The organism is Streptomyces sp. NPDC021093, assembly GCF_044333135.1.
Lineage (GTDB): Bacteria > Actinomycetota > Actinomycetes > Streptomycetales > Streptomycetaceae > Streptomyces.
The window spans coordinates 456,808-480,441 of the sequence record NZ_JBIRQJ010000004.1; the positions used below are offsets into that span (position 1 = coordinate 456,808).

25 protein-coding genes and 2 pseudogenes are annotated in these 23,634 nt (G+C 69.2%); 8 read left to right on the plus strand and 19 right to left on the minus strand.

Annotated elements, in window-relative coordinates; all coding sequences use genetic code 11:
• Positions 1–165 precede the first annotated feature (165 nt).
• Positions 166–1,209: a phosphotransferase gene (locus ACH4SP_RS14565; RefSeq protein ID WP_398414460.1), complete on the plus strand. Its 1,044-nt coding sequence runs from the start codon at positions 166–168 to the stop codon at positions 1,207–1,209.
• Here the strand turns inward: ACH4SP_RS14565 and ACH4SP_RS14570 are convergent.
• From ACH4SP_RS14570 to ACH4SP_RS14620, 11 genes are all read right to left on the minus strand, one after another.
• Positions 1,179–2,237 carry a glycosyltransferase gene (locus tag ACH4SP_RS14570; RefSeq protein ID WP_398414462.1) on the minus strand — a complete coding sequence of 353 codons (1,059 nt, stop codon included), beginning with the start codon at positions 2,235–2,237 and terminating at the stop codon, positions 1,179–1,181. The genes ACH4SP_RS14565 and ACH4SP_RS14570 overlap by 31 nt on opposite strands.
• Positions 2,238–2,244: 7 nt before the next feature.
• Positions 2,245–2,859, minus strand: a complete 615-nt coding sequence (locus tag ACH4SP_RS14575) for a dTMP kinase (protein ID WP_398414463.1) — start codon at positions 2,857–2,859, stop codon at positions 2,245–2,247.
• Complete coding sequence (locus ACH4SP_RS14580; protein WP_398414465.1) at positions 2,856–3,770, minus strand: PIG-L family deacetylase; 915 nt, start codon at positions 3,768–3,770, stop codon at positions 2,856–2,858. The genes ACH4SP_RS14575 and ACH4SP_RS14580 overlap by 4 nt, the downstream gene beginning before the upstream one ends.
• Before the next feature lie 14 nt (positions 3,771–3,784).
• The gene (locus tag ACH4SP_RS14585) at positions 3,785–4,516 is read right to left on the minus strand and encodes a glycosyltransferase (protein WP_398414467.1); all 732 of its coding nucleotides are present in this window, start codon (positions 4,514–4,516) and stop codon (positions 3,785–3,787) included.
• Positions 4,513–5,400 (minus strand): phosphotransferase family protein, encoded by an 888-nt coding sequence (locus ACH4SP_RS14590; protein WP_398414469.1) that lies wholly within the window; start codon positions 5,398–5,400, stop codon positions 4,513–4,515. Before ACH4SP_RS14590 ends, ACH4SP_RS14585 begins: the two co-directional genes overlap by 4 nt.
• Before the next feature lie 32 nt (positions 5,401–5,432).
• Positions 5,433–6,320 (minus strand): glycosyltransferase family 8 protein, encoded by an 888-nt coding sequence (locus tag ACH4SP_RS14595; RefSeq protein WP_398414471.1) that lies wholly within the window; start codon positions 6,318–6,320, stop codon positions 5,433–5,435.
• 50 nt (positions 6,321–6,370) lie between these two features.
• Complete coding sequence (locus tag ACH4SP_RS14600) at positions 6,371–6,580, minus strand: hypothetical protein (protein ID WP_398414473.1); 210 nt, start codon at positions 6,578–6,580, stop codon at positions 6,371–6,373.
• The gene (locus ACH4SP_RS14605; RefSeq protein WP_398414475.1) at positions 6,577–7,020 is read right to left on the minus strand and encodes a hypothetical protein; all 444 of its coding nucleotides are present in this window, start codon (positions 7,018–7,020) and stop codon (positions 6,577–6,579) included. Before ACH4SP_RS14605 ends, ACH4SP_RS14600 begins: the two co-directional genes overlap by 4 nt.
• A gap of 181 nt (positions 7,021–7,201) precedes the next feature.
• Positions 7,202–7,507 (minus strand): hypothetical protein, encoded by a 306-nt coding sequence (locus tag ACH4SP_RS14610; protein ID WP_398414477.1) that lies wholly within the window; start codon positions 7,505–7,507, stop codon positions 7,202–7,204.
• Positions 7,504–8,406 (minus strand): helix-turn-helix domain-containing protein, encoded by a 903-nt coding sequence (locus ACH4SP_RS14615; RefSeq protein WP_398414478.1) that lies wholly within the window; start codon positions 8,404–8,406, stop codon positions 7,504–7,506. The genes ACH4SP_RS14610 and ACH4SP_RS14615 overlap by 4 nt, the downstream gene beginning before the upstream one ends.
• Positions 8,407–8,514: 108 nt before the next feature.
• Positions 8,515–9,177, minus strand: a complete 663-nt coding sequence (locus tag ACH4SP_RS14620; RefSeq protein ID WP_398414480.1) for an HAD-IA family hydrolase — start codon at positions 9,175–9,177, stop codon at positions 8,515–8,517.
• A 307-nt stretch (positions 9,178–9,484) separates the two neighbouring features.
• Between ACH4SP_RS14620 and ACH4SP_RS14625 the strand changes: the two are divergent.
• A pseudogene (locus tag ACH4SP_RS14625) lies at positions 9,485–10,307 on the plus strand (DUF317 domain-containing protein).
• 217 nt (positions 10,308–10,524) lie between these two features.
• On the opposite strand, the gene ACH4SP_RS14630 reads toward ACH4SP_RS14625, so the two are convergent.
• The 5 genes and pseudogenes from ACH4SP_RS14630 to ACH4SP_RS14650 all read right to left on the minus strand — a co-directional run bounded on the left by ACH4SP_RS14630 (position 10,525) and on the right by ACH4SP_RS14650 (position 15,566).
• A complete protein-coding gene (locus tag ACH4SP_RS14630) occupies positions 10,525–10,914 on the minus strand; it encodes a hypothetical protein (protein WP_398414481.1) in 390 nt (129 codons plus the stop codon).
• A 97-nt stretch (positions 10,915–11,011) separates the two neighbouring features.
• Entirely contained in the window at positions 11,012–12,706 is a 1,695-nt protein-coding gene (locus tag ACH4SP_RS14635; RefSeq protein ID WP_398414483.1) for a relaxase/mobilization nuclease domain-containing protein, read from the minus strand.
• A gap of 4 nt (positions 12,707–12,710) precedes the next feature.
• Positions 12,711–12,989, minus strand: a complete 279-nt coding sequence (mobC, locus tag ACH4SP_RS14640; protein WP_398415084.1) for a plasmid mobilization relaxosome protein MobC — start codon at positions 12,987–12,989, stop codon at positions 12,711–12,713.
• Between the two features lie 971 nt (positions 12,990–13,960).
• Positions 13,961–14,718 (minus strand): annotated as a pseudogene (locus ACH4SP_RS14645) (hypothetical protein).
• A 5-nt stretch (positions 14,719–14,723) separates the two neighbouring features.
• The gene (locus ACH4SP_RS14650; RefSeq protein ID WP_398414485.1) at positions 14,724–15,566 is read right to left on the minus strand and encodes a helix-turn-helix domain-containing protein; all 843 of its coding nucleotides are present in this window, start codon (positions 15,564–15,566) and stop codon (positions 14,724–14,726) included.
• 860 nt (positions 15,567–16,426) lie between these two features.
• Here ACH4SP_RS14650 and ACH4SP_RS14655 point away from each other — a divergent pair.
• Positions 16,427–16,648: an excisionase family DNA-binding protein gene (locus ACH4SP_RS14655; RefSeq protein WP_398414487.1), complete on the plus strand. Its 222-nt coding sequence runs from the start codon at positions 16,427–16,429 to the stop codon at positions 16,646–16,648.
• The gene (locus tag ACH4SP_RS14660; protein WP_398414488.1) at positions 16,648–17,859 is read left to right on the plus strand and encodes a tyrosine-type recombinase/integrase; all 1,212 of its coding nucleotides are present in this window, start codon (positions 16,648–16,650) and stop codon (positions 17,857–17,859) included. The genes ACH4SP_RS14655 and ACH4SP_RS14660 overlap by 1 nt, the downstream gene beginning before the upstream one ends.
• A 43-nt stretch (positions 17,860–17,902) precedes the next feature.
• Here ACH4SP_RS14660 and ACH4SP_RS14665 read toward each other — a convergent pair whose 3' ends face one another.
• Positions 17,903–18,316 carry an arsenate reductase ArsC gene (locus ACH4SP_RS14665; protein ID WP_398414491.1) on the minus strand — a complete coding sequence of 138 codons (414 nt, stop codon included), beginning with the start codon at positions 18,314–18,316 and terminating at the stop codon, positions 17,903–17,905.
• Between the two features lie 75 nt (positions 18,317–18,391).
• Between ACH4SP_RS14665 and ACH4SP_RS14670 the strand changes: the two genes are divergently transcribed.
• The 3 genes from ACH4SP_RS14670 (at position 18,392) to ACH4SP_RS14680 (ending at position 21,219) form a co-directional block, all read left to right on the plus strand.
• Entirely contained in the window at positions 18,392–18,697 is a 306-nt protein-coding gene (locus ACH4SP_RS14670) for an ArsR/SmtB family transcription factor (protein WP_398414493.1), read from the plus strand.
• On the plus strand, positions 18,697–19,782 hold the full coding sequence (arsB, locus tag ACH4SP_RS14675) for an ACR3 family arsenite efflux transporter (protein ID WP_398414495.1): 1,086 nt from the start codon (positions 18,697–18,699) through the stop codon (positions 19,780–19,782). The genes ACH4SP_RS14670 and arsB overlap by 1 nt, the downstream gene beginning before the upstream one ends.
• Before the next feature lie 114 nt (positions 19,783–19,896).
• Positions 19,897–21,219 carry a hypothetical protein gene (locus tag ACH4SP_RS14680; protein ID WP_398414497.1) on the plus strand — a complete coding sequence of 441 codons (1,323 nt, stop codon included), beginning with the start codon at positions 19,897–19,899 and terminating at the stop codon, positions 21,217–21,219.
• Between the two features lie 17 nt (positions 21,220–21,236).
• Here ACH4SP_RS14680 and ACH4SP_RS14685 read toward each other — a convergent pair whose 3' ends face one another.
• Both ACH4SP_RS14685 and ACH4SP_RS14690 read right to left on the minus strand, forming a co-directional pair.
• Positions 21,237–21,728: a GNAT family N-acetyltransferase gene (locus ACH4SP_RS14685; RefSeq protein ID WP_398414499.1), complete on the minus strand. Its 492-nt coding sequence runs from the start codon at positions 21,726–21,728 to the stop codon at positions 21,237–21,239.
• Positions 21,725–22,087: an ArsR/SmtB family transcription factor gene (locus tag ACH4SP_RS14690; RefSeq protein ID WP_398414501.1), complete on the minus strand. Its 363-nt coding sequence runs from the start codon at positions 22,085–22,087 to the stop codon at positions 21,725–21,727. The genes ACH4SP_RS14685 and ACH4SP_RS14690 overlap by 4 nt, the downstream gene beginning before the upstream one ends.
• Before the next feature lie 115 nt (positions 22,088–22,202).
• Here ACH4SP_RS14690 and ACH4SP_RS14695 point away from each other — a divergent pair, with 115 nt between their 5' ends.
• Entirely contained in the window at positions 22,203–23,603 is a 1,401-nt protein-coding gene (locus ACH4SP_RS14695) for an FAD-dependent oxidoreductase (protein ID WP_398414503.1), read from the plus strand.
• The last annotated feature ends 31 nt before the right edge of the window (positions 23,604–23,634 follow it).

Here is a 23,634-nt window from a genome sequence, read left to right on the forward strand (position 1 = left end):
CCGCAGCGAGGGAACTGCAGAAAAGGGAACTGGGCGGTTCCTGTGTTCACTGTGTACGTGCGGACTTTCGTCTAACGGTGAGAGATCATTACCCCGCTCCTCAAATATGGAGACTGGTCCGCGAGATGCTGCGCTTGTATGGAGCGATCCCGTATTGTTCAAGGCGTGACTGATTCCGTTGCTACAGATAAGGCTGGGATTTCCAGCAGCTCTCTCTCCGGTCTGGCCAGCGCATTCAGCCTTGGGGCAGTGCGCGAGAAGCGCTACCTCGCTGATGGGCTGATGAACGCGAACTGGAAGGTGGACACCGCGGCCGGGGTGTTCGCACTCAAGCGGGTCACCGACGTGTCGCTCGATCGGTTGGTGCGCAACCTTGGGGTGCTGGATGCGCTGGCTGTAGAGGGCCTCCCGGTCAGTGCTCCCGTCCCCACCGCCTCTGGCGCCCTGGTGGCCGAGGTTGACGGTGGTGTCTGGTGCCTCTTCCCGTGGGTAAGCGGAAGCCACCTCCGTGGTGTGGACCTCAGCTTGTCTCAGGCCGCTTCCTTGGGAACGCACCTGGGGCGTCTCCACGAGGGGCTCGGCCGGGCCTGCGGCAGAGGTCTGCTGCCTGCGGTGCCTGAGACGGTGACTTCCGACGTGGCGAGGCCGGAGCGAGCGGTGGAGAAGTCGGAATGGTTGGCCGGACTAGTGGAGGGCAATGGGGCCGGCACCGCTTTCGATACGGCGGCAGCGGCAGCTCTGGAACAGCGACGGGAGCTGATCGGCAAGCACGCGGACCGACGCCCGCAGGACGAGGCCCCTGGGGGCAGGCACGGGTGGACGCATGGTGACGTCCAGTACCGGAATCTGCTGTGGGACGGCGGCGAGCTGACCGCCATCCTCGACTGGGACCGGGTCGGTGTCCGTCCGTACGCCGAGGAGGTCGCGCGGACGGCCCAGGTGCAGTTCGGTGTGGACGGGGTGTTCGACCTCGACCGGGTGTCGGCGTTCGTCGGCGGCTATCGGTCGGTGGTGCCGCTGGAGGCGCCCGCGCTGCTGGACGGCGTGCGGCGGCTGTGGTGGAAGCGGATGACGGACTTCTGGCAGTTGGAGTTCCACTACGACCGCGGTGACTTCTCGTTTGACGAACTCTTCACTGCGGACGAGGCGTTGCTGCACTGGTGGACGGAGCGGCTCGATCAGGTCGAGGGCGCGTTCGTCGCGGGGTAGATCCCAAGCACTGCGAGTTCCGGCAGCTTGGGGCCGGAGAAGCGTGCCGCGTGGCGCTGGGCTTGGTTGCCCAGGGTGCGGTGGTCGGCGGTGTTGATCGCGTGCGCCCAGGCCCGTGGATCTGCGGTGTGTGGGAGGACGATCCCGTGAGGGCCGATCGCTTCCGGGATGCCGCCTCGGTCGCTGCCGATGCTCGGGGTGCCGTGCAGCGCGGCTTCGACGATCACGCGGGGGAACGCGTCCTCCACCGTGGACGGCACCAGCAGCAGGCGGTGGCTTCGGTAGAGGGTGTCCATGTCGTAGGTGCGGGGGACGTAGGTCACGTTCGGGCAGGCGGCGAACTCGGCGGCGGTGTTCCACCAGCCTTCGACCAGCGTGAAGTGCTGGTCGGGCATCACGCGGATGACCTCGTGCAGGAGGGCTGAACCCTTCGGCGGGATCGGGTTGACCATCAGCACCGACCCGGTTCGCGGCACGTGCGCAACCTGCTTGGGCTGTACGAACGGCGGGTGGAGAACTGCGAGGCGAGTGCCGTTGCGCTTAGGCGCTCGACCGAGTACGAACTCCGATACGGCGAGGCCGTATTGAGGGCTGCCATCCAGGACTCTGAGCCCGGTCCTCGATACGGAGTGCAGGATACCTGCGACGAGGGCTGTCGGTCGGGCCTGCTCGGCGATGTCGGCAGCGCCCTCTTGAGAGGTGAACACGAGGTCGGGGCGTAGGTCGGCCAGCAGCTCCTGGAGGGTGAAGGTAACCCGGTCCTGCGGTACGGCGATGCAGTCCACGCCGTTCCACCGGTAGCGGAGAACTCTCTCGGCCTCCTCGTACAGAGAGTGGTGCGTGTTGAGGAGGCTGCGCAATTGAGGGAGTTGCGTGGTCTGGTCCCAAGGGGCCTGGTGTGAGCCCAGGTAGAAGACCTGCCAGCCTGCGGCGGCGAGTTCTTCGGCCAGGAGCTGCTGGGTGACTTCGGCGCCACCGATGAGGAGTGGTGGCGGAGTGCGGCGCCAGGCGAAGAGGGCGGTGGGCATGGGCGGTTCACCTCATCCAGAAAGAGACGAGGGCTTCCACCGCATGGGCGATGTCGTCCCTGCTGGTGTCGGCAGGGAGAACGGTGACCTCGCGGGACACCGGGGGCTGCGCGCGGGCGTGGAAGTAGTCGCAGGTGTGCGTGAGGAAGGCGGGCTCGTGCAGGAAGTAGTCGGGCTCGGCGACTGTGTGGCCTGCGGTCTTGCGACGTAGGGCGAGTGCCTCGGCGGGGACGTCGAAGTACAGCGTGCGGTCGGGGCACAGGTAGGGAAGGACCTGGAGCCGGTCGCGCAGCCGGTGCTGGACGGCGTACCCGAACAAGGCGTCGAGGGCGTGAGCGTGTGCGAGGAGGGTGTCCACGGAGCGGTCGAGGATCACGAATGGCTTCGCGGCGGCGAGGGCCGTACGGACCCGTTCTTCCTCGACGGCCATGAACGTTTCGAAGGCAGCGATCTGTTCGGCGGCGGATGCCGTGCGTGCTGGCGGTACAGCGTCCCGGTGCCCGATCTGCTTGACGTAGCAGTCCGCGATGTAGGCCCGGTCCTCGTAGCCCTGCCTGCGCAGGTGACGTACCGCCGTCGACTTTCCGGCGTACGAGGGCCCTTCGAGTGCGATGACCTTCACATCGACTCCGTCCGGTAGAAGCGTTCCGCGTACGTGCCGGAGCTGCCCAGGAGGTCGGCGGCGACGGTCCAGGCGTGCCGGATCGGGCGGTACATCTTTCGGGCCGGGTACATCTGCGAGCCGTGCATCCGCAGGACGGTGCACTTGTCGAGGACGACCGGGGTGATGTCGACGAGCGAGGGGACGAGCGCCGCCCGAGTACGGGAGCGGAAGAGGTGCTGGTCGCAGCCTGCGAGGGCGTAGGTGGACCAGAACGCCAGGTCCTCCCAGAACCACCGGCACCCGATGCGGACCGCGGCCTCGTGTACGAGCAGGTGGTCGGGGTGGCGGGTGACGGCGGCGGGGGCGAGGAGTTCGGCCTCCGGGTGGGCGGCGACGATCGCGCGGAGCTGCTCGGTGATCTGGTCGAGGCGGTCCTCGTCGTACGGGCGGTACGGAGGGTCCGCGTCCTTGTGGCCGAGTGCGATACGGGTTGCGGCGAGCGGGGCCAGGGCGGCAGCGCCTTCGCGGTCGCGCAGGTGGGAGACGGCGTGCTCAGTGCTGTAGGCGTCCTCGAGGGTGGGGTGGACGCTGGTGGAGCGGGTGAAGACCGTGGCCACGGTGAGGGGGCGGGGGTCGGCGAGGAAGGTGCCGGAGGCGGAGAGTGCGAAGTCGTCGTGGTGCGGTTCGAGTGCGAGGACGGGGCGGCCGGCCGGGCGGCGCAGCTCGATGAAGTGAGGTTGGCCGCTGTGTGGGGCCATCAGCTCGATGACCTGGTGGTCGTGGGCGCGGTGGCGGGTGAGGAACTGATGGGTCCACTGCCGGTGGGCGTGGTCGAGGTCGTCAGGGAACGTGTAGATCCCCGCTGCGTCCGGTACCGGCAGGGCGATCGGTGGCGAGGGCGTGTGGGGGAGTGCGGCTGGGACGTTCATCCGGGGCTCCTGATTCATCGGACGGTGGTCTCGTACCAGTGGCGCCACATGCGTGGGGAGTTGAGCCGGAGGCGGGCGGTGACCGGGTTCTGCCACCACAGCATCCGCAGGCTCGACCACTGGTCGTAGCGGCGGGTGGAGGGGCGTACGCGCAGGTCGTCCAGGATCTTGACCGGGGCGTTGGTGGCGCGGCCGTGGGTGGTCAGGCGGGCGAAGAAGTCGACGTCCTCGCTCATGAGGAGGTCTTCGCGGTAGCCGCCGATCGTCTCGAATGCGGTGGCGGTGGCGAACTGGGCGACTCCTTGTGCGCCGCCGTGGCGGGTGCGGTAGTGGTCCCAGTACGCGCACAGCAGCCGTGCCCCGAGGCGGTCTGGTGTGTAGAGGGGTGGGATCGCTCCGCCGACGGCGCCGGAGTCCATCGCGGTCACGGCCGCCTTGAGGGCCTCGGTGGGTAGGGCGACATCGGCGTCGGTGAAGAACAGCCGGGGGCTGCGTGCAGTGGTCGCACCGGCGTTGCGCACCCGGCTGATGCTGCGGACGGGCTCGCTGATGACACGGACGCCGAAGGAGGCAGCCATGTCGGCGGTGGCGTCGGTGGAGGCGTTGTCGACCACGATCACTTCGCCCCGTTCGCCGCTCGCTGCCTCCCACTGAGCGAGGGATGCGAGGACGGTGGGGAGGTAGCGAGGGAGGTAGGTGGCCTCGTTGTGGGCGGGGATGACGACCGTCAGGCCGGGGATGTTCATCGGGCTCTCCTTCTCGCGTGCGGTGCGTGGGAGTGCCCCAGGTGGGGCCGGAAGAGGTGCGGCGTCCGGCGGGACAGTTCGGCCAGCCGGTAGGACCAGAGGGGCCGGTCGTTGCCGGGGCCGGCATAGGTCCAGCAGCTCACGGTGGCGAAGGCCGCCCATGCTGCGAGGCGGGTGTCGTTCACGGGGTGCGGGTAGGCGCCGAGGAGGGCGTGCCGGTCCCACGGCGCGTGGGCGTCGGTCATGACGAGGGCGTGCGCCAGGTCTGCCTCGCGGTGTCCTGGGGCGGCGTCGGTGAAGTCGACCAGGTGGCGGGTCTGCTGGGTTCCGGCGAGGACCACGTTGTCGAAGTGCGGGTCGCCGTGGCACCACACGGCAGAAGCCCCCTCGTGGGGTGCGTTGGTGATGACGGAGAGCGCGGGTGCGAGCCGGTCGAGTACGTCGGGCGGGCAGCGGCGACCCAGGGAGGCGATTCTCTCGATCGCGGGATTCCCAGGGGCCGTGCCGGAGACTGGTGCCTCGTGCATGCGGCCGAGGAGCGTTCCGAGGTCCCTGAGGGCCTGGGGACGGGGGATGCCGCCCGAGCGCATCGCGGAGCCGAGGGTGTCCGTGCCCAAGTCGGAGGTGATCAGGGCGGTGGCACCTGCGGTGGAGGTGGTGCCGTAGCCGAGCACACTCGGTACGGGCACAGAGGCCGAGACCGAACGTATCGCTGCGGCTTCGGTGTGGGCGTTCCGGCGTGCGGTGTGGGAGTACAGCTTCACGATCACGCTCGGGCCGTAGTGGAGGGCGACCCGGTAGACGGCGGTACGGGAGCTCGTCGCCAGGCGTTCAGCGGCCTTGGCGGGACTTCTCAGGAACAGGCCGCAGGCACGCGAAACCATCGGCGGGACGGCTGGGACTACGGGGGAGGCGTTCATCGGAGCTCCGGCTGCTCGGGGTGGGCGGAGCCCAGGGCGCGGACGTGGCGCATGGTGCGTCGCAGATGCGTGCGGTACTCCCGGACGTCCTCGGTGCGCGGGCAGTCGGCCTGCCACGGCTTCTCGGGGCCCACGAAATGGACGAGGGGCGCGGCGGTGTCTGGGCGCGGGGAGCGGGCGACGACGCGGCGGACCCAGTTGCCGCGTTCGAGGAACCGGCCGAGTTCGAAGCGGTTGTATCTGGCGGCAACCGGTCGGACGCGGCCGGTGTGGAGGAGCCAGAGGTTCAGGGCGTCCTGGTCGTTGTGGTGGATGTGCTGACGCTGCTGGACCAGCGCGTGGCCGACTCCGCGACGTATCCGGGGCAGGTCGGCGACGTGGGCCCACAGCAGGCCGGCGTTGTAGTACGCCCTGCCCTTCAGATGTGGCCAGCGTTCCGCGACACCCGGCAGTGCGTGGCTGTCTCCGACGGACGGGCCGAACTCGTCACGTACAGCACCTACTTCACCCGCGCGCAGGTCGTTCAGCGGTGCGCTCAGGTCGCCTCGTGCGAGAGTGTCGGCATCGACGTAGATCACGTACGGGCGTCGGACGAACGCGGCGGTGAACTCGAACCGCAGGTAGGTGGCGACGCTGATGTACGAGGCGTCGGCCATCCGCGCGGTACGCAGCGGGGAGCGGTGGGCCAGGTCGAACGAGCCGAATCCGACGCGTCGCGCGAGGTGTGAGAGGAGCACCACCTCGGTCGGAGTCAGGTCGAGGGTGAGGACGCGCAGTGCCACGTCCCGACGAGCCCGTGGCGTGAGGCTGTCCGCGAGGGCGGTGACGGCAGCGAGTCCGGGGACGAGGTAGCGCTGGTCGAGGCACAAGCCGAATGCGTACACAGCGGGCTCGCTCTCCTGGGGCAGGGATGGGGATGGGCTGTGGTGGTCGCTCAAGGTGCGTCCCGTCGGCGTGCGGACCGAGATGTTCGGGTCTCCAGCACGTGGAGGGAGTCGGGGTCGTCGGTCTCCCACTGGTGCGCCATGCCGCCCGCCGGTCGGCGCAGGACCCAGGTCCGCTTCTGCTTGATGTCGGTCACGATCGCCTGCTCGCCGGTGCTGTCCCGGACGAGGTCGCCGATCTCCGCACGTACGCCGCTCATTGGACGCCTCCGGGAATGAGGCGCACCCACGGAGTCCAGCCGGCCGCCGCCTCGAAGAGGATGCGGCGGCGCTCGTGCTGGCCGGGCGTGTGACGCGAGGAGCTGTTCGTCGCCTCGGCCAGAAATCCGCCACGATCGCGGATGAGGACGCCGAGAGCGGCGAACTGGGCGGCGTCGGCGGTGACATGCATGGCTCCGGCGACGACGATGCCGCGAACCAGGCCGGACGACAGGGCGTCCGTGATGGCCGACCAGCCCGACCGGGTGTCCAGGGGCATGGTGGGGTCGTTGTCGGACCAGACCCCGGCGACATGCCAGTGGCGGGCCTCGGCGTAGTGGCGAGCGCGACGCTCCGCCTCGTGTACGGCAGGGGGCTCGGCGGCGCAGGAGTAGACGGCGACGGGAACGTGCCCGAGGCCGCCGGACGAGGAGTTCGGCATGTTCCCAGCGTGCTGAGGACGCTCTCCCGCGAACAGGCACGGGCCGTGGCTACGAAGGAAGTTGGGGAGAGGCCGGGATGTCACGCCCCGTACCGGAAGAGCCCACCAGCGAGGTGCCGACTGCCACGGAGCGTGGCAGTCGGCAAGTTCCTGACTACCGAACTACCACGGGTCGTGGCTGTCAGCGCACGCCCAGCGGGACGCCTGCCGCGTGCGCGAGCCCCCGGAGTCGGCCCACGGACACTCCTGCCAGCCGGGAGATGATCACGCCCGGCAGCATCTGGTGCTGAACCCACCCCGGCGCCATGGCGCAGACCGCCTCCAGGGTGTCAGCCGCTCGCTCCCACCTACGGCACTCCACATGGGTCAGGGCGACGTCGAGCCCGTAGCGGGCCCTGGTCGCGAGCGGAACTGTCTCGTCCAGCCGGACGGTGTCCATGAGCCGCAGAGCCCCCGCCGTATCGCCCAGAGCCACGGCGATGCTCATGGCCTGGGTGGCGGCGTACAGCGGACCGTGTACGGCTGGGCGTGGCCTCCGCGCGCGTACTCGCCGCCGAGGCGGGCGCCGACCGCGTGTGCCTGGGACAAGTACTCGCGCGCGGTGTCAGCGGAGGCTCCTCCCCGCGAGGCGGCCACGGCGGCGTTGGTGACGAGCTGCCCGTACACCGACAGCCGGTCGGGGTCGTGCTCGGACATCTTCGGCTCGATCCGGTCGGCCCGGGCGGCGGCGAGCGCGAAGCCCTGTGCCGTACGCCCGTCCCGGAGGTTCACCCAGGCCGTTGTGGCGGCGAGGTGCGCCTCGCGCAGGTCGTCCCCGGCCTGGACCGCGATCTGGCGGCCGTAGGTGAGGGCGGCGTACGCGAGGTCCCGAGAGCCCCAGACGTTCGCGGCCATGCCCGCGGTCTGGAAGACATCGGCCAGCACGCCAGCCGCGGCTTCTCTCTCGTCGGTGCCAGCGGCGTCGTACCGGGCACGGGCCTCCGGCAGCAAGGCGGCCAGCAGGGTGCCGAGTTCGGTGTACCGGCCCGCCCAGTAGGCGTCGTCCGCGTGCTGGACGACGGTACGCAGCTCGTCGACCGTGCCCGGCTCGGTGTCGGTGGGGATGCCGATCGCGGCGTCGTGCGTGGCGGCCGAGAGGGTGCGCAGGGCCGCCCGCTCGTCTCGGTTCATCGAGCGGCGCGGCGCCTGCTGCCCGAGGAGTACGGCGATGTCCGTACCGAGCGCGGAGGCGATGGCCAGCAGGGAGGGGAGAGACGCGGTGCCGCCGCGCTCCAACTTCCGTACGACACCGACCGATACCGCAGCGGCTTCCGCCAGTTGCTCCTGCGTCATTCCGCTGCGGAGGGTCTTGAGTCGTTCAGCGGTGGTGTATTCCGACCATTGCATGGCAGTAACTCCCCGGGCCGATCAAGCCAGGCTTGGACCGTACCCATTTCGCGGTGGGTACGTGCACCCTTTGGAGGAAGGGGAGTTGGTGGACTGGCCGGAAAGCTCCTACACCGGGAGGACCGCGCTCACCCCGAGCAGGCGTTCCAGCTCGTCGACCGTCTTGTCCTCGGTGGTCGCGAGGACGGTGGTGATGCCGAGGGCCTCGGCGGGCGGGAGGTTCACCGGGTGGTCGTCGACGAAGACGCAGGATGAGCCGGGCAGGCCGAGACGGTCGACGGTGAGCTGGTAGATCGCCGGGTCGGGCTTCGCCAGGCCCACCACCTCCGAGACCACGTGGACATCGAAGAGGTCCCAAATGCCAGCCTGCTCATACGGGTTGAAGGGCTCCAGCCCAAAGCTGTTCGACAGAAGCGCCAGCCGGTAGCCCGCGCCTTTCGCGGCTCGGGCGAGTGCTGCCATCCGGCGGGCCGGCGGCACCTTTGCCCAGGCGCGACCCATCAGGTTCTCCGGGGCGACGTGCGTGCCAAGAAGGGCGGCGGTTCCCTCATTCCACTCGGCCTGGCCGATCTGGCCGATCTCCAGGGCCGTGTACAGCCGTCGACCCTCGGGGTTGTCGTTCAGGGTCGCCCGCCAGGCTTCCGCGAGGAGCCCTTCGGACTCGCACCAGGCGCGGTGCACGGGGCGCGGGTCGCCCGTCAGTACCCCGGCGAAGTCCAGGATGAGACCGCGCGGGGTGGGGCGGTGGGCGGTGTCCGTGGGCTGCGGCATGCTGCGGGATTCCTCTCCGTTGACCTCAACGTCGACGCTACAGCGCGGTGTTCCCCTCTCTCGACACCGTCCGGTTCGGCGGAGCCGGGAGTGCAGTTCGCCGGGGGCAGACAGGAAAGATCGGCGAATGACTGGCTATGCGGGGCAAGGGATGTCAACGTAAACGACCTTGCCAGAGCATCTTCAGGTCGGGCGTCCGCAGCACGGCAGCTCGGTCGGCGACAGCAATTCATCGCCGCTTCCGCCGTGGTATTCCACGGCATTTCGCCCCTTCCCGGCGATGGCCTGAAGAGCCCCTTTCGTGCCTTTGGAGGCGCTCCTGAATCCCCATTTTCCGTTTGATCCGTCCCTTGCGACCGGTGTATCTCCCGCGTACTGGGTCGGCCCCCGCCACCTGGCCGGCGACGACGGCCGCCTCTACGACGCCGTCGCGGACAGCCTTTCCGACTTGGGCTGGACGAGCCTGGCGGTCGTCCGAGGGCACCGCGAGCCCGACGAATTGCCGGAAGACCATCAAGTGCTCCGCAGCACCGTGCTGCACCTCAGCCGTGACGCCCTCCGCTGGGCCCAGTGGGTCCTGGCGGACGAGCCGTTTCACCTCGGTGGACTGCCGGTGGCGTGGCAGGTTTCGGCCCGTAAGGACGCGACGAGTCCGCTGGCGGACTGGTCGGCCTACTTTCACCCCCGGCGTGCCAGGTGAGGCCGTCGCCGACTTCCTTGAAGCGCTTGACGCGTGTGACCGGCCCACGGCTGAGTCCGCAGACCATGAGGCGGTCTTGAAGGCGGCCACCGCCCATGGGTGGTTCCGCGATGCCGACGAACCCCAGGCGGGGGCGATGCACCCCACGTTCACGGGCCGACTCGGCTTCGCGGAGGTTCTGTCCCTCGTCCAGGACGGCGACCCCTGTGCCCTCCTGGCCGAGGTGGATGATCCGGGGGCGAGGGGCTGGCAGGTGTGGGCTCAAGCTCGTGAGGGTGCCCCGTATCTGTGGGCCGCGTCGTTCAGCGCGAGCGTGCCGCACGGCTTGGTCGCGGCGTTCGCGGTCTCGCTGAGCTCGACGGCACCGGTGCTGCGGCGAGTGCTGCCGGAGAGCACGCGGGATCAGCTCCTGTGCGCCCCTGCTGGCTGAGCTGAGGTCTGCTCTATGAGCCGGGCCTCCCGAAAGGGAGACCCGGCTTGGCGCCGTTCTGGCACTTGAGCTGGTGTGTATGCCGCAGGCCCGACCGGTGTTTCCGGTCGGGCCTGCGGCATGTGCGGGGCCAAAGCTCACGTCGACGGGTGCGTGGCCCTGAGGGCGCCTTGCGACAGACGGAGTCTTGAAGAGCTGCCCGTTGGCGTGCGGCCGGTCAATCCAGGTCGTGTCCGATGGGCTCTTCGAGTGCGTCGTCGGCGCTGAGGATCTCGGCCAGGTGCTCGAACTCTGCGTAGTCGTCGTCGGTCATGAGGTCGTAGACGCTGCCAGGGAAGTCATCGGGCATCTGGTGTGCGTACTTCATGTACAGGCTGATGAGTGCCTTTTGCATCGTGTGGCGTTCGCTCATCCAGTTGCCTACCGGCTGCGTGTGCGCGACTGCGGTGTCCATCTCCGCCGGGGTGCAGGTGGCAAGCAGGTGGTATTCGGCGGTCGTGAGCGGGCGCCCGTCGCGGTGGTACAGGCAACCGGGTTCGTCGCGGCGGGAGGTGTCCACGTCGGTGAGCAGCACGATGGCGCGGGGTCGTATGTCGGTCTGGGGCATACAGGGGGTCCTTCCGGAGGGGGTGAGGCATCAACTCTCCGGACGATCGCCGGTTCGGCGAACCGGCGATCGTCGGTTATATTCCGCCGCTCGTTGCTCAGCGTCGCTGAGCCGGTGAACGCTGCGGGAGAGGAGTTACGGGCGTCGGACGGGCTGGGAAGCCGGGGTGCTGTGCGGCACCTATGGCCCTGGCTGCTTGGGCCCGGGGGCTGGGTGTGTGACGTTGGCTGAGGCGACGGATGCGCCAGGTCAGCGCGCGGGCAGGGTTATGGGCGTCTTCGAGGGTGCGCTGGCCCAGGGCCTGGCTGAGGATGGTGGCCGCGTTGTGCCCTGCTGCTTCTGCCTCGGCCAGGACGGTGGCGAGCGCTTCCCAGGCGGGGTCGTCGAGGATGCGTTCGGCGTAGTCCGGTACTGCCTGCTGGATGTGGTGGGCGAGGCGGTGCTTCGTCTGCTGGGCGGGGGCACGTCGCGCGAGGCTGGCCAGGGCTGGCTCGGCGACCTGTCCGTAGGCGGCCCGCAGGTGGAGGAGGGCCCGCTCGGCGGCCTCTTCTTGCTGGGCGTTCTGGCGGGTGCGGTGCCAGTGGGCGGCGAACGCCACTGCTGTGAAGATGGCGTCCAGGAGCATGGCGAATCCGGCGCCGTCCTTGTCCTGGGGGTGGTCACGCCAGATGGCCTGGACGCTGCGGCGCAGGACTCGGGTGCTGTCGAGGTCGGCGGAGATACGGGAGCGGGTGGCGCGTTCGAAGGCGATGGCGGCCTGTTGCAGGTCGGCCCTGGCTGAGGCCGGCGCGATGACGGGCAGCAGGTCGAGTGCTGCGCCGAGAGCGACCAGTTGCCCTTGGGCGACATGGGCGTCGGCGGCGGAGAGGTGACGGGGGATGCGTTCGGTGGCGGCGGTGGCTTGGTGCCACGGGTCGCCTGGGCGTGCGGTGACCGGTTCGGGGACGGTGGTGGTGAGGCGTTCGCGGATCCTGGGCAGGGAGAGGTCGGGGGACAGGGTGGATCCTGCGAACCAGAGGGGTTCGCCGTTCTCGTTGGTGTCTCCGGGCAGGGCGAAGTTGCAGCCGAGTGCGTCGCCGGAGGGACCACGTTTGAGGCGTACGTTCACGCCGGTCGCCTCCAGCAGGGCGAAGAATTCCGCCTCACTGTGCGCGGCGGCGACCGCCCTGCGCACCCGTACGCGGAGGACTTCGCGGGCCGTGGTGTCCCGGCCCAGCCGCTTGGCCTTGAAGTGTTCCTTGCTGGTGGGGCGCTTGGCCGCGGTCCCATCGCCCGCTTTCAACCGCCTGAGCCCGTAGTCGATTTCGATCTGACGGGCTTCCTTCTGCACGGCCCGTTTGTCGTGGTTGCGTTGAGGGCGACGTCCGTCTTGGCGCACCAGGGTGGCAGCGATGTGGATGTGGTCGTCCGCGTGCCGTACGGCCACCCACCGGCAGGCTTGTTCGTCGCCGCCGGGGGCGAGGCCGGCGGCGGCCACGATCCTGCGGGCGACCTCCGCCCATTGGGCGTCCGTGAGGATCGGGTCCTCGGGGGCGGCGCGGACGGGGCAGTGCCAGAAGGTGGTTTGCGGTGCGAGGTCACCCAACATCTGCACGGGCTGGTCGAGCTGTGCGGCGAGCTGCTTCTCCACCTCTTTTGGGTCGCGGTGCGGGCTGCGGCCGGGGTCGGGGGCGAAGTCGTTCCAGGATGCCACCAGGTGTGGATCGACGTGCTCGTTCGCCCGCCCCTTGCCGAAGAGGTAGCGGATCAGTCCGCGAGTACCACCCTGACCAAGGATGATCTTGGGTATCACGGGCTCACCGCCCTTCCATCACCCGTGCAACGGCATCGTCCAGCGATTCCACAGATGCCTCGACGCGGTGGAGGATCCGCAGGACGGTGTCGGCTGCGGGCATGTCTCCGTCCTTGTTCAGGTGTCCGGTGAGCTGGTTGAGGTTGTTGCCGACCCATCCGAGCTGCCCGTTCGCGGCGAGCAGCGCTTTTACGGTGGCGCGGTAGTCGGCCACGGCGGCAGTGGGGTCGTCGGCGCGTGCGGCGGCCAACGAGCTCTCGGCGACGTAGCCGCCTGGCGCCATTTGGCTCACGGCGGCAGCGTGTTTGACGAGGTCGAACTCGTGCTCGTTGTAGCGAGGGTGGACGCGGCGCTCGCGCAGCTGACGGTCACGAAGTCGACGACGTGGCACTGACTTGTGCGCGACGGACGACGAGGTTCTGGTCTCTCCCTCGGTCGGCACCCCCGGGCCGACCGATTCCGGTGCCGCCCCGGCGCCGGAAGCCCCCGCTCCCCGTGGGGCGGAGGCCGGGTAAGGACTCCTTACCCGACAACTTGCTGCGCTTGTGCTGCTGCTGGCGGACGACGTGTTCGGGGCGGGTGTGAGGATGGGGCATGGAGCCTCTCGGGTGTGGGTGGCGTGAGGTTGGTGTGGTCCGCATGGGGTGGGGTTCGTGGCCGCAGCGGCGGCTCGACGGTGGACCGTGCGCGGAGTGGCCAGTGGACGGTCCGGTCCGTGACGCGAGTACGGTCCGGGGGACCGGTCTGGGCCACGGCGGTCGCGGTCCGGTCCGCCTCCGGTCCGTTCGCTTCGGTCCGGTCCGCGTGGACCGGTTCCACGGACCGGCGGGGACGGTCCGGCCTGGGGACCGTGCGAACCGGGTTCTGAGGACCGGTCCCGGACCTGGACGAGGCACGGTCCCCGCAGACCGGAGTCAGCCGAAACGGTCCGCCGACTAGCTCGGTCCCCTGGCCTGTTCATGATGTTTTCGGGACCGGTCCCCGCCGCTGACCTGGCCTTTCTGATTGCTTGCTGTCCAGTCCGGCGGTGGTCGGGACCGTCTGGAGGAGGGGACCGTCTCCGGGACCGAGCACGGTCCCCGGACCAGGGCCACGTGCTGCAGGGGACCGTCCCCGGTCCCCGGTCCCCGGGCATGCTGGTCCCGTCGCGGGGACCGACGGTCCGTCAGGGGGACCGTCCTCATGTTGTCCGGGGACCGTCGCGGGGACGGTCCCCGCAGATCTTCGGTCCCGCCGGTCCGGGGGACCGAGGCGTCAGCGCCGTGGTCCCCGCGGACCGCCTGGGGGAGGAGCTGCAACGGGAGCCGGAGAGTTGGGCCGGGCGGTCCCGGTCGTCTGCCGGGTGACTTCCGTAGCGGCCAAGTCCACGCGGGCCGGATGGGCCGTGGCCATGGGTATGTTCCCCCGGGTGCGTCCGTCGAGGTCGGGGCGGCGACGGCAGCAGGACTTGCCCACGGGGGCGCGGCACCACGGGCACGGCACGCCGAGGGCATCGGTCTGCCCCGCAGCGACGGCGGCCTCGCGGGCGGCTCGGTCCGGCCGGAAGCGGGCGAGCTCGCTTCGGGCGGCCGGCGGTAGCACGACCCGATGGTGCGAAGGCGTTCCTTGAGGTCGGCCCGCGTGGTGCCGCCGGTGATCTGCCGGAGCGTTGAGGGCGAAGCCGCACCGGAGGCGACCGCTTGCCGAGTGCCGAGCAGCTCGGCCCGCCAGGCGGCCGGGTCGTCAGGATCGGCGGTGGGGGTCGGGTCGGTGTGCCTGGCCAGGCGGTCCTGCCTGTACGCCTCCCAGCGGCGGCCGACGTCCGAGGGGAGGATCGAGTACGGGGATCTGCGGTAGTGGTCCCGTACCACCTGGCGTACGTCCCAGCCGTGGTCGGTGGTGAAGGGCACGTCGCTCAGCAGCTCGTGCCATTGGGCGATCTGGGCACCCGCTTCACCGGCATCGGTCCGGACGGCGCGGTGGTCGAGGTGGCCGGTGTATGCGAGCAGGGCGGCGATTTCATTATCTTCCAGGGGAGTTACTCCGTTCCGTTCATTTCGTTGAGGGCCGCGCGCAGGGCAGCGGTGTGTGCGTCGGCGCGAGTCATGCCGGCGGCCGGGCCAGAACCGCCGCCTCCGGGGAGAGCGCGCAGGTGAGGGCGACCGGGAGCGGGGGTGTGCTCGCGGGCGATCCAGGCACGCCAGTCGGCGGTCCAGGCAGCGATCGAGCGCGGTGTCCACGCAGCCCTGTACGAACGCCACTTCTCGTCGGCGGCACGCAGCCCGTGCTCACCCAGCCGGGCCAGGTGCCCGTCCTGCTCCAGCCAGGTGCGGGTGGCGTCGTCGACTTCCCACTCGATGGCAGAGGTGAGGGCTGTGCTGCTGCTCTTACCGTTCACCTTCGGTTCTCTACTGTTCTGGGGGCCGGTATCCGTGCCTGCATCGGGTCGGAATCCGTACCCCCCTGGGGTCGAACTCCGGCCCCCGGGGCCGTAATCCGGTCCCTCTTCGACAGGGCCAAAGGGGTCGGATTCCGGCCCGTCGGGGGTCGGAATCCGTTCCCCCTGGGCGCTCGCACCAGGGCTCGCGCCAGCAGCACGCTCGGCGAGGAACCGGGCGGCTTCCGGGAGTTGGTAGTACGTCTCTCCACGAGGCCCCTTGCGGCTGTCGAGCCGCACCAGCTCGCCACTGGCGGTCAGCGCGGCGAGGGCGTCACGTACGGCCGTGCGACTGGCATTCGCGCGCTTCATGAGAGCGGGGACCGAGGCGTACGCGACGCAGCGTAGGTCGATGCACCGATCGGCGATCAGGGTAAGAACCATGCGGGCGGTGCCCTTGCTGCGGCTGTGGTCCCACACCCATGTGCGGGCGTCGTGGCTCATCGAGTGGTGACTCCTACGTCAGGTGAGGGCGCTGGCCCGGTTCGGCGGCGCGCGGAGCGGTGTGGTCCGCAGCCCCGGGCGGGGGATGGCGAAGCCCGTGAAATCACGGAGAGGCGTTCGTGCCCCCGGGCACGGGTGCGCCGGGAATTCTCGCGACCCGGTGTCGGAACTCCGGGCGCCCGAACAAGACAGCCACACGCGCCCGGACAAGTCCAGCATTCCACCGAGAAAGTAAACAGCTCACGGCGAACACGTCGAGCGCGTGCAATAAAACGGTATCCCCAGATCGCCGGTTGACGAAATAGTTAGGGAATTCATCCGGACGAACATGGGCAACTCACCTCGCTTCGGAGGCCAGTTCTCCGTGCCGCTCCGGTCAATCGAGCCGCGCCCCGCGCGCAGGGTGCACGGCCCTGACTCACCAGGTCCGAGTGGGGATGCCGCATCTGACGGCCTGTTATTTCTCCGACCGGCGATTCGCTGCTATATTGCGCAACTTTTCGTTGGATAGGCAGGGTTCGGCGAGGAGTGCGCGGCAATATAGCCGCAGATCGCCGGTTAGCGAAATCGGCGATTCTCCACATCATTGAAGTGGCCAAAGGTGGTCTGCGGGCACGCAAGACCCCCTTCTGACATGAGGGCATGGAATGCGAAGGAATTCGGGCTGCCGCTGTGTAGCCCGTTCCTCCGGCCGACCTGATCCCGAAAACCCCAGGGTGCGGCCAGTACCGCCCCTCCCGCCACTGAACGACACCGGCTCGGCCGAGGGTTACCGCCCCACTCGTCGAGCCAGGAAAGGCCCCTGCTTGCGCCACACGGCGATACCCCACACCTCCGCGCAGTCCCGAACCGCGAAGGAGGTGAACACCAACGACCGCCTTCTCACCGTCGAGGAGGCAGCCGAACGACTCGGCACCGGCGTGCGCTTCATCCGCCGCCTCATCACCGAGCGGCGCATCCGCTACGTCAAGCTCGGTAAGCACGTACGCATCGCGGACAGCGTCCTGACCGCGTACGTCGAGGAGCGGACCGTCGAACCGGTCCGCAGCAACCGCCGCACCGGCTTCGGGCTGGTGGCCTGATGGCACGAGCCCGAAAGAAGACGCAGCGCCGTAGCTTCGGCGCAATCCGCCAACTCCCCTCGGGTCGCTACCAGGCCCGGTACCCCGGATCGGACGGCACGCTTCAGGCGGCCCCGCAGACGTACGAGACCAAGCGTGAAGCCGAGGTCTACCTCGCCCAGGTCCAGGCCGATCAGTCGCGAGGGGACTGGATCGACCCGCAGGCTGGCGAGGAGCTGTTCGCCGCGTACGCCAAGAAGTGGATCGACGAGCGCGGCGTCGCGGCCACGACCGCAGAGCTGTACCGCCGACTCCTGCGCCTCCACCTGGAGCCCACCTTCGGCGACCAGTACGTCAACGCAATCAGCCCCGCCAAGGTCAGGACCTGGCGGGCCGAACGGCTGACGGCGACCGGCGCCACCACGACGGCCAAGTCCTACCGCCTGCTCAAAGCCATCATGCAGACGGCGGTCGGGGACAGCCTCATCCGCCGCAATCCGTGCTTCATCGACGGAGCAGGGAGCGAGTACGCGGACGAGAGACCCGTCGCCACCGTCGAGCAGGTCTTCGCGCTCGCCGAGGCCATCGGTATTCGCTGGCGGCTGATGGTCCTCCTCGGCGCCTTCGCCTCGATGCGGCCGGAGGAACTGGCCGAACTGCGCCACTCCGACATCGACCTCGACACCGGTTCCGTGAACGTGCGGCGGGCCGCTCCGGAGCTGAACACGGGCGAGCGGGTGATCGGCGACCCCAAGTCCCGTGCGGGGAAACGGGAGATCATGCTGCCCGGCTTCATCCTCATCGACGTCCGCAGGCACCTGGAATGGTTCGCGCAGGACGGTCCCGACGGCCTCGTCTTCGTCGGCGAGCGTGGTGCACCCCTCCGGGGTACTACCTTCGGCCGTAAATGGCGCAAGGCCAAGGAGGCGGTCGGCATGCCGAAGGAGTTCCGCTTCTACGACCTGCGGCACACCGGCAACAATCTCGCCGCCGACACCGGCGCCAAGATGAAGGACCTGATGGTCCGCGCGGGCCACTCGACCGAGAAGGCGCAGCTGATCTACCAGCACTCGACTGCGGAGCACCAGCGCAAGCTCGCCGACGCCATCGACTTGGATGTCCGCCGTCAGTACGCGTCGAAGGAGCCGGTCCCCGGCGGCGGATCGTTCGGCACTGTCCACCGGATCGTGCCACCGCTTCCGGCTCCTGCCCAAGGCGCCCGAAGGAGGTAACGCGACGGGGTGCGGTCCGGCACGGTTCTGGGCCGCACCCCGTCTACGCGGTCGCCTCAGGCGCGATCTCGGCGATCAGCCCCTCAACGAGGGTCTTGATCTCGTCCCGGATCGGGCGGACTGCTTCGACGCCCTGGCCTGCGGGGTCGTCGAGCTTCCAGTCGAGGTAACGCTTGCCGGGGAAGACGGGGCAGGTGTCGCCGCAGCCCATGGTGATGCAGACGTCCGACTCCTTCACCGCGTCCACGGTGAGGATCTTCGGGGTCTCGGCGGAGATGTCGATACCGACCTCGGCCATCGCCTCCACGGCGGCGGGGTTCACAGCGGTGCCGGGGTTGGACCCGGCGGAGCGGACTTCGACCCGGTCCCCGGCCAGGTGGGACAGCCAGGCGGCGGCCATCTGGGAGCGGCCGGCGTTGTGGACACAGACGAACAGGACGGACGGCTTGTCGGCCATGGTGAAGGTCTCTCTCGCGGGGCGGCACTCGGCTGCCAGTGGTATCAGCGGGTGGTGATGTGAAAGTATCAGCGCATGCTGACTTCAGTCGACACTGATGTGATCCGGGTGCTGGGTGATTCGCTCCGCCTGAAGATCGTGACCCTCCTCGCTCGCGAGACCCTTTGCACCACGCACCTGGTGCAGGAGACCGGAGCGAAGCAGACCAACCTCTCCAATCACATGAAGGTGCTGCGCGAGGCCGGGATCGTGGACACCGAGCCGTGTGGCCGGTTCACCTACTACAAGCTCAAGCCCGAGGTCCTGGAGGGCCTTTCCATGCAGTTCGCCGAGCTCGCTGCCTCTGCCCGAGGTGCCGCCGAGAACAAGAGGGCCTGCTGATGGCCGCCACGGAACCCGCCACCGCACCGCCCGGTGAGGCGTCGGTCGTCAAGAAGCTCTCCACCCTCGACCGCTACCTCGCCGTGTGGATCCTGCTCGCCATGGCCGTCGGCCTCGGACTGGGACGCCTGGTCCCGGGCATGAACGACGCGCTCGCGAAGATCGAGATCGGCGGCATCTCCCTGCCGATCGCGCTCGGCCTGCTCGTGATGATGTACCCGGTCCTGGCCAAGGTCCGCTACGACAAGCTCGACCGCGTCACCGGCGACCGCAGGCTGATGGTCTCCTCGCTGGTCATCAACTGGCTCGTCGGCCCCGCCGTGATGTTCGCGCTGGCGTGGGTGTTCCTGCCGGACCTGCCCGAGTACCGCACCGGCCTGATCATCGTCGGCCTGGCGCGGTGCATCGCGATGGTCATCATCTGGAACGACCTCGCCTGCGGCGACCGCGAGGCCGCCGCCGTTCTGGTCGCCCTCAACAGCGTGTTCCAGGTGTTCGCGTTCGGGCTGCTGGGCTGGTTCTACCTCGACCTGCTGCCCCGGTGGCTGCACCTGGGCGACGGCCAGGGCCTCGACGTGTCCGTCTGGCACATCGCCCTTAACGTCGTCATTTTCCTCGGCATCCCACTGCTGGCCGGCTTCCTCACCCGCCGCGTCGGCGAGCAGAGGATGGGCCGCGAGACGTACGAGACGAAGTTCCTTCCGCGCATCGGCCCCTGGGCGCTCTACGGGCTGCTGTTCACGATCGTCATCCTCTTCGCGCTCCAGGGGAAGACGATCACCTCGCAGCCGTGGGACGTCGTACGGATCGCGCTGCCGCTGCTGGTGTACTTCGCGGTCATGTTCTTCGGGACGTTCCTCCTTGGCAAGGGCCTCGGCCTGGCCTACGACCGCACCGCCACCCTGGCGTTCACCGCAGCGGGCAACAACTTTGAGCTCGCCATCGCGGTCGCCATCGCCACCTTCGGCGTCACCTCTGGGCAGGCCCTCTCGGGTGTGGTGGGCCCGCTCATCGAGGTGCCCGTACTCATCGGCCTGGTGTACGTCGCTCTGGCCTGGCGGACACGGTTCATCCAACGTCCCTGAAGCACCCCGACGGCGGCATATTTCGACGGGCGCAGACCGTCTGGGGATCTGCGGGAGGAGCAGTTGGGACAAAAGTCCCTTCGTGCTGCGGGGGTTGTCTGTCTAATGTGCGATGTGACCGATCAGCACGCCGCCGCCCTGCAGCACTTCGTGGACACCGCCGATGCCAGCGGGCTCACTCTCATCGTGGACACGCCGCAAGGGCCGCACCTGCGCCGGATCCCTCCAGCGCTCCCACTGCCCACGCATGTCGAGCACGGACCTGGTGCCGAGGCTGCTGCCCAGACTGCAGCGGCCGCCTGGGGCATGCCCGACTTCGTGTTCCAGCAGGCGGACCATGCAGCGAAGGGCTCCGGTCGGCGTGAACTGGGAGACCGTCTGCTTCTTGCCGGGCAGTGGGGTGCGGTGGTCCAGGTCAAGGCCCGCACCGTCGCGCCCAAGCCGGACAGCCTGGAGACGGCATGGATCCAGAAAGTGGCCGCGAAGGCCATACGGCAGGCCAAGGGAACCGTACGGCAGCTGCGCATGGCACCCGCCGTAATGGTCAACGGGCGCGACAACCGTATGGCTGTGGACGGCCACGCGTTTGAATGGATCGCCGTGTTCCTGCTGGACCACCCCGGAGTGCCTGACCAGACAGTGCCGACATGGCAACCGCCGGGCATGCCCGCCATTGCACTGACCCGCCGCGATTGGGACTTCCTCTTCGACCAGCTGCGCTCCACCACGGCGGTGCTCGACTACCTCTTCCGGGCGGCGGCCCTTCCAGCCGTCCCTCTGGGCGACGAGCCCGTGCGCTACTACGAACTCGCTGCCGCCGACGTGGACGCCCTGCCTGCCCCCATGTCCCCCGAAGTCAAGGGCCTCGGTGGAGTCCAGTTCTCCGCGCCACAGCTTCCTCAAGTCCCTGCAGGAGCTGATGGCACCCGCGCGCATCTGATGATCCGCTTCATGCTGGAGGACATCGCGCTCACTCCGCTGGGTGAAACGCTCGACGAAGCAGACCGTTTCACCCTGCTCTCTGCCCTCGACTGGCTTCCGGTGTCGGCGCGGGCCGAGTGGGGGCACCTGCTCCTCGACATGCTCCGCGATGTGCCACGCGTGCCCGAGGAGCACTGCAAGTGGCGCTTTCGGCGGTTGGTCGACGCCGAGGGCACCCGGCAGGTCATCGTGGGAGCCGCCAGCCGTTTCGACTCAGTTGTCCAAGCGGCCTTCTCCGCCTACGTGCAGCTACGGCACGTCGAAGTATGCGAGCACACCAGGAAGGCGGAGCACACCTCCACACTGGGAGTTCTTCTCACCCCACGTCGGCGCGACCGCAGGCGCCTCTGGGACACCACCACCAGCTACACCAGCGGTGAACTGGATATTTCCCCAGAGGACTTGCAGCTCTACCGCGACACATGGAACCAGACCAGCCAGGACCTCACCGGTTGAGCGCCATAACGAGACGCCTACACCACTGTGCTGCGGCGCTCCAGGAGCACGACGTCGCGCCACACGCCGTGGTGGCGGCCAATGCGTTCGCGGGTGCCGATGACCCTGAATCCGGCCCGTGCGTGGACGGCGAGGCTGGCGGTGTTCTCGGGGAAAATTCCGGACTGGATCGTCCAGAGCCTCGCGGCCTCCGTCGACTGCACCAGAGACGTCAGGAGGTGCCCGGCGATGCCGCGGCCCCGGGCGGCGGGATGGACGTAGACGGAGTGCTCGACGACACCCGCGTACGCGCACCGGTCGGAGACCGCGGTCACGGCTACCCAGCCGAGCACCTTGCCGTCGGTGTCCAGCGCGGCGAAGCGGTGTGCGTCCAGTTTCGCGGCGTCGAACTCCGCCCAGGTGGGCGCGGTGGTCTCGAAGGTGGCGTTGCCTTCGTCGATTCCGGCCTGGTAGATCGCCAGGACCTCGTCCGCGTGCGCATCGGTCAGTGGAGCGACGCGGACGGTCATGCGGTGGCCGCGCGGGTGAGGAGCTGGCCCATGGCGGCCAGGACGGACGGCTCGACCCGGTAGTACACCCACGTACCGCGTCGCTCGGAGGCCAGCAATCCGGCCTCGCGGAGCTTCTTCAGGTGGTGGGAGACGGTCGGCTGGGAGACGCCGACGTCGGAGATGTCGCACACGCACGCCTCGCCGCCCTCGTGCGAGGCGACCAGGGAGAACAGCCGCAGTCGCACGGGGTCCCCGAGGGCCTTGAACATGACCGCAGTCCGTTCGGCCTCTTCCGCTGTCAGCGGGCGCTCGGAGAGCGGCGGGCAGCACGGGGTGACGGCTTCCGTTTCCAGCAGCGGCAGCGCCTTCGTAGTCATGCCCTCCATCATCCGTGGAACTTCGACGAATGTCTATGTTGACGGATGTCGATACAGGATGCCAGGGTGAGGCTCATCAAGATATCGACAACCGTCGAATCAAGGGGAGCCTGCTGTGAACGCATCCACCGAAGCCCTGCCCGTCGTCGTGATCGGCGCCGGGCCGATCGGCCTCGCCGCCGCTGCCCAGCTCATCGAGCAGGGGCTTGAGCCGCTCGCTCTGGAGGCCGGACCCACGGCCGCCGCAGCGGTGCGCCAGTGGTCGCACGTCAGGCTGTTCTCCCCCTGGTCCGAAGTCGTCGACCCGGCCGCCGAGAAGCTCCTCGCCCCCACCGGCTGGGTACGCCCAGGCGGAGCGAGCTACCCGTCCGGCGGCGACTGGGCCGACCTCTACCTCCAGCCCCTCGCCGACGTCCTGGGCGACAAGGTCCGTACCGGCGCCACCGTCACCGGCGTCTCCCGCACGGGCCGCGACCGTGTCGTCGACGCCGACCGCGAAGCCCAGCCATTCGTCGTCCATGTCACCCATGCCGACGGCACCGAGGAGCGCGTACTGGCCCGTGCGGTCGTCGACGCCTCCGGCACCTGGAGCACCCCGAGCCCGGCCGGCGGCAGCGGCCTGCCCGCCCTCGGGGAGAAGGCGGCGGCCGACCGCATCGCCTACCGCGTCCCCGACCTCAAGGACCCGGCCGTCCGCGCCCGTTACGCGGGCAAGCGCACCGCCGTCATCGGCTCCGGCGCCTCCGCCTTCACCGCACTCGCCTACCTTGCCGACCTCGCCACGTCCGACGACGGCACAGGCACCCATGGTGTGTGGGTCTTGCGGCGCGGAATCTCCGGGAGCACCTTCGGCGGCGGCGAAGCCGACCAACTCCCCGCCCGCGGTGCCCTCGGCCTCGCCGCCAAGGCCGCCGTCGACAACGGCCACGCCGACGCTGTCACCGGCTTCCGCACGGGAGCCGTCGAGCGGAACAGCGACGGCCGCCTGGTCCTGGTCGGCGAAGACGGCCGCCGCCTGGACCCGGTCGACGAGGTCATCGTCCTCACCGGCTTCCGCCCCGACCTCACCTTCCTGAACGAACTGCGCCTGGGCCTCGACGAGCGCCTCCAGGCCCCCACCGAGCTGGCCCCGCTGATCGACCCCAACCAGCACTCCTGCGGAACCGTCTACCCCCACGGCCACCGTGAGCTCTCCCACCCCGAATCCGGCATCTACCTCGTCGGCATGAAGTCCTACGGCCGCGCCCCGACCTTCCTCGCCATGACCGGCTACGAGCAGGTCCGCTCCGTCGCCGCCGCCCTCGCGGGTGACGTTGAGTCCGCCGACCGGGTCGAACTCACCCTCCCCGAAACCGGGGTGTGCGGTGGAGCCGGGCTCTTCGACGACCCGGCGACGGAAGAGGCCGGTGGTGGGGGCTGCTGCGCCCCCGAGCCCGCGCCGGTGCAACTGGGTGTCGGCGCCCCGTCCGCAGTCGCCAACGAGCAGGCGCCGACGGGCGGCTGCTGCGGATCGTGACAGGTCTCACCACCTGAGTGTGGGGCCCACA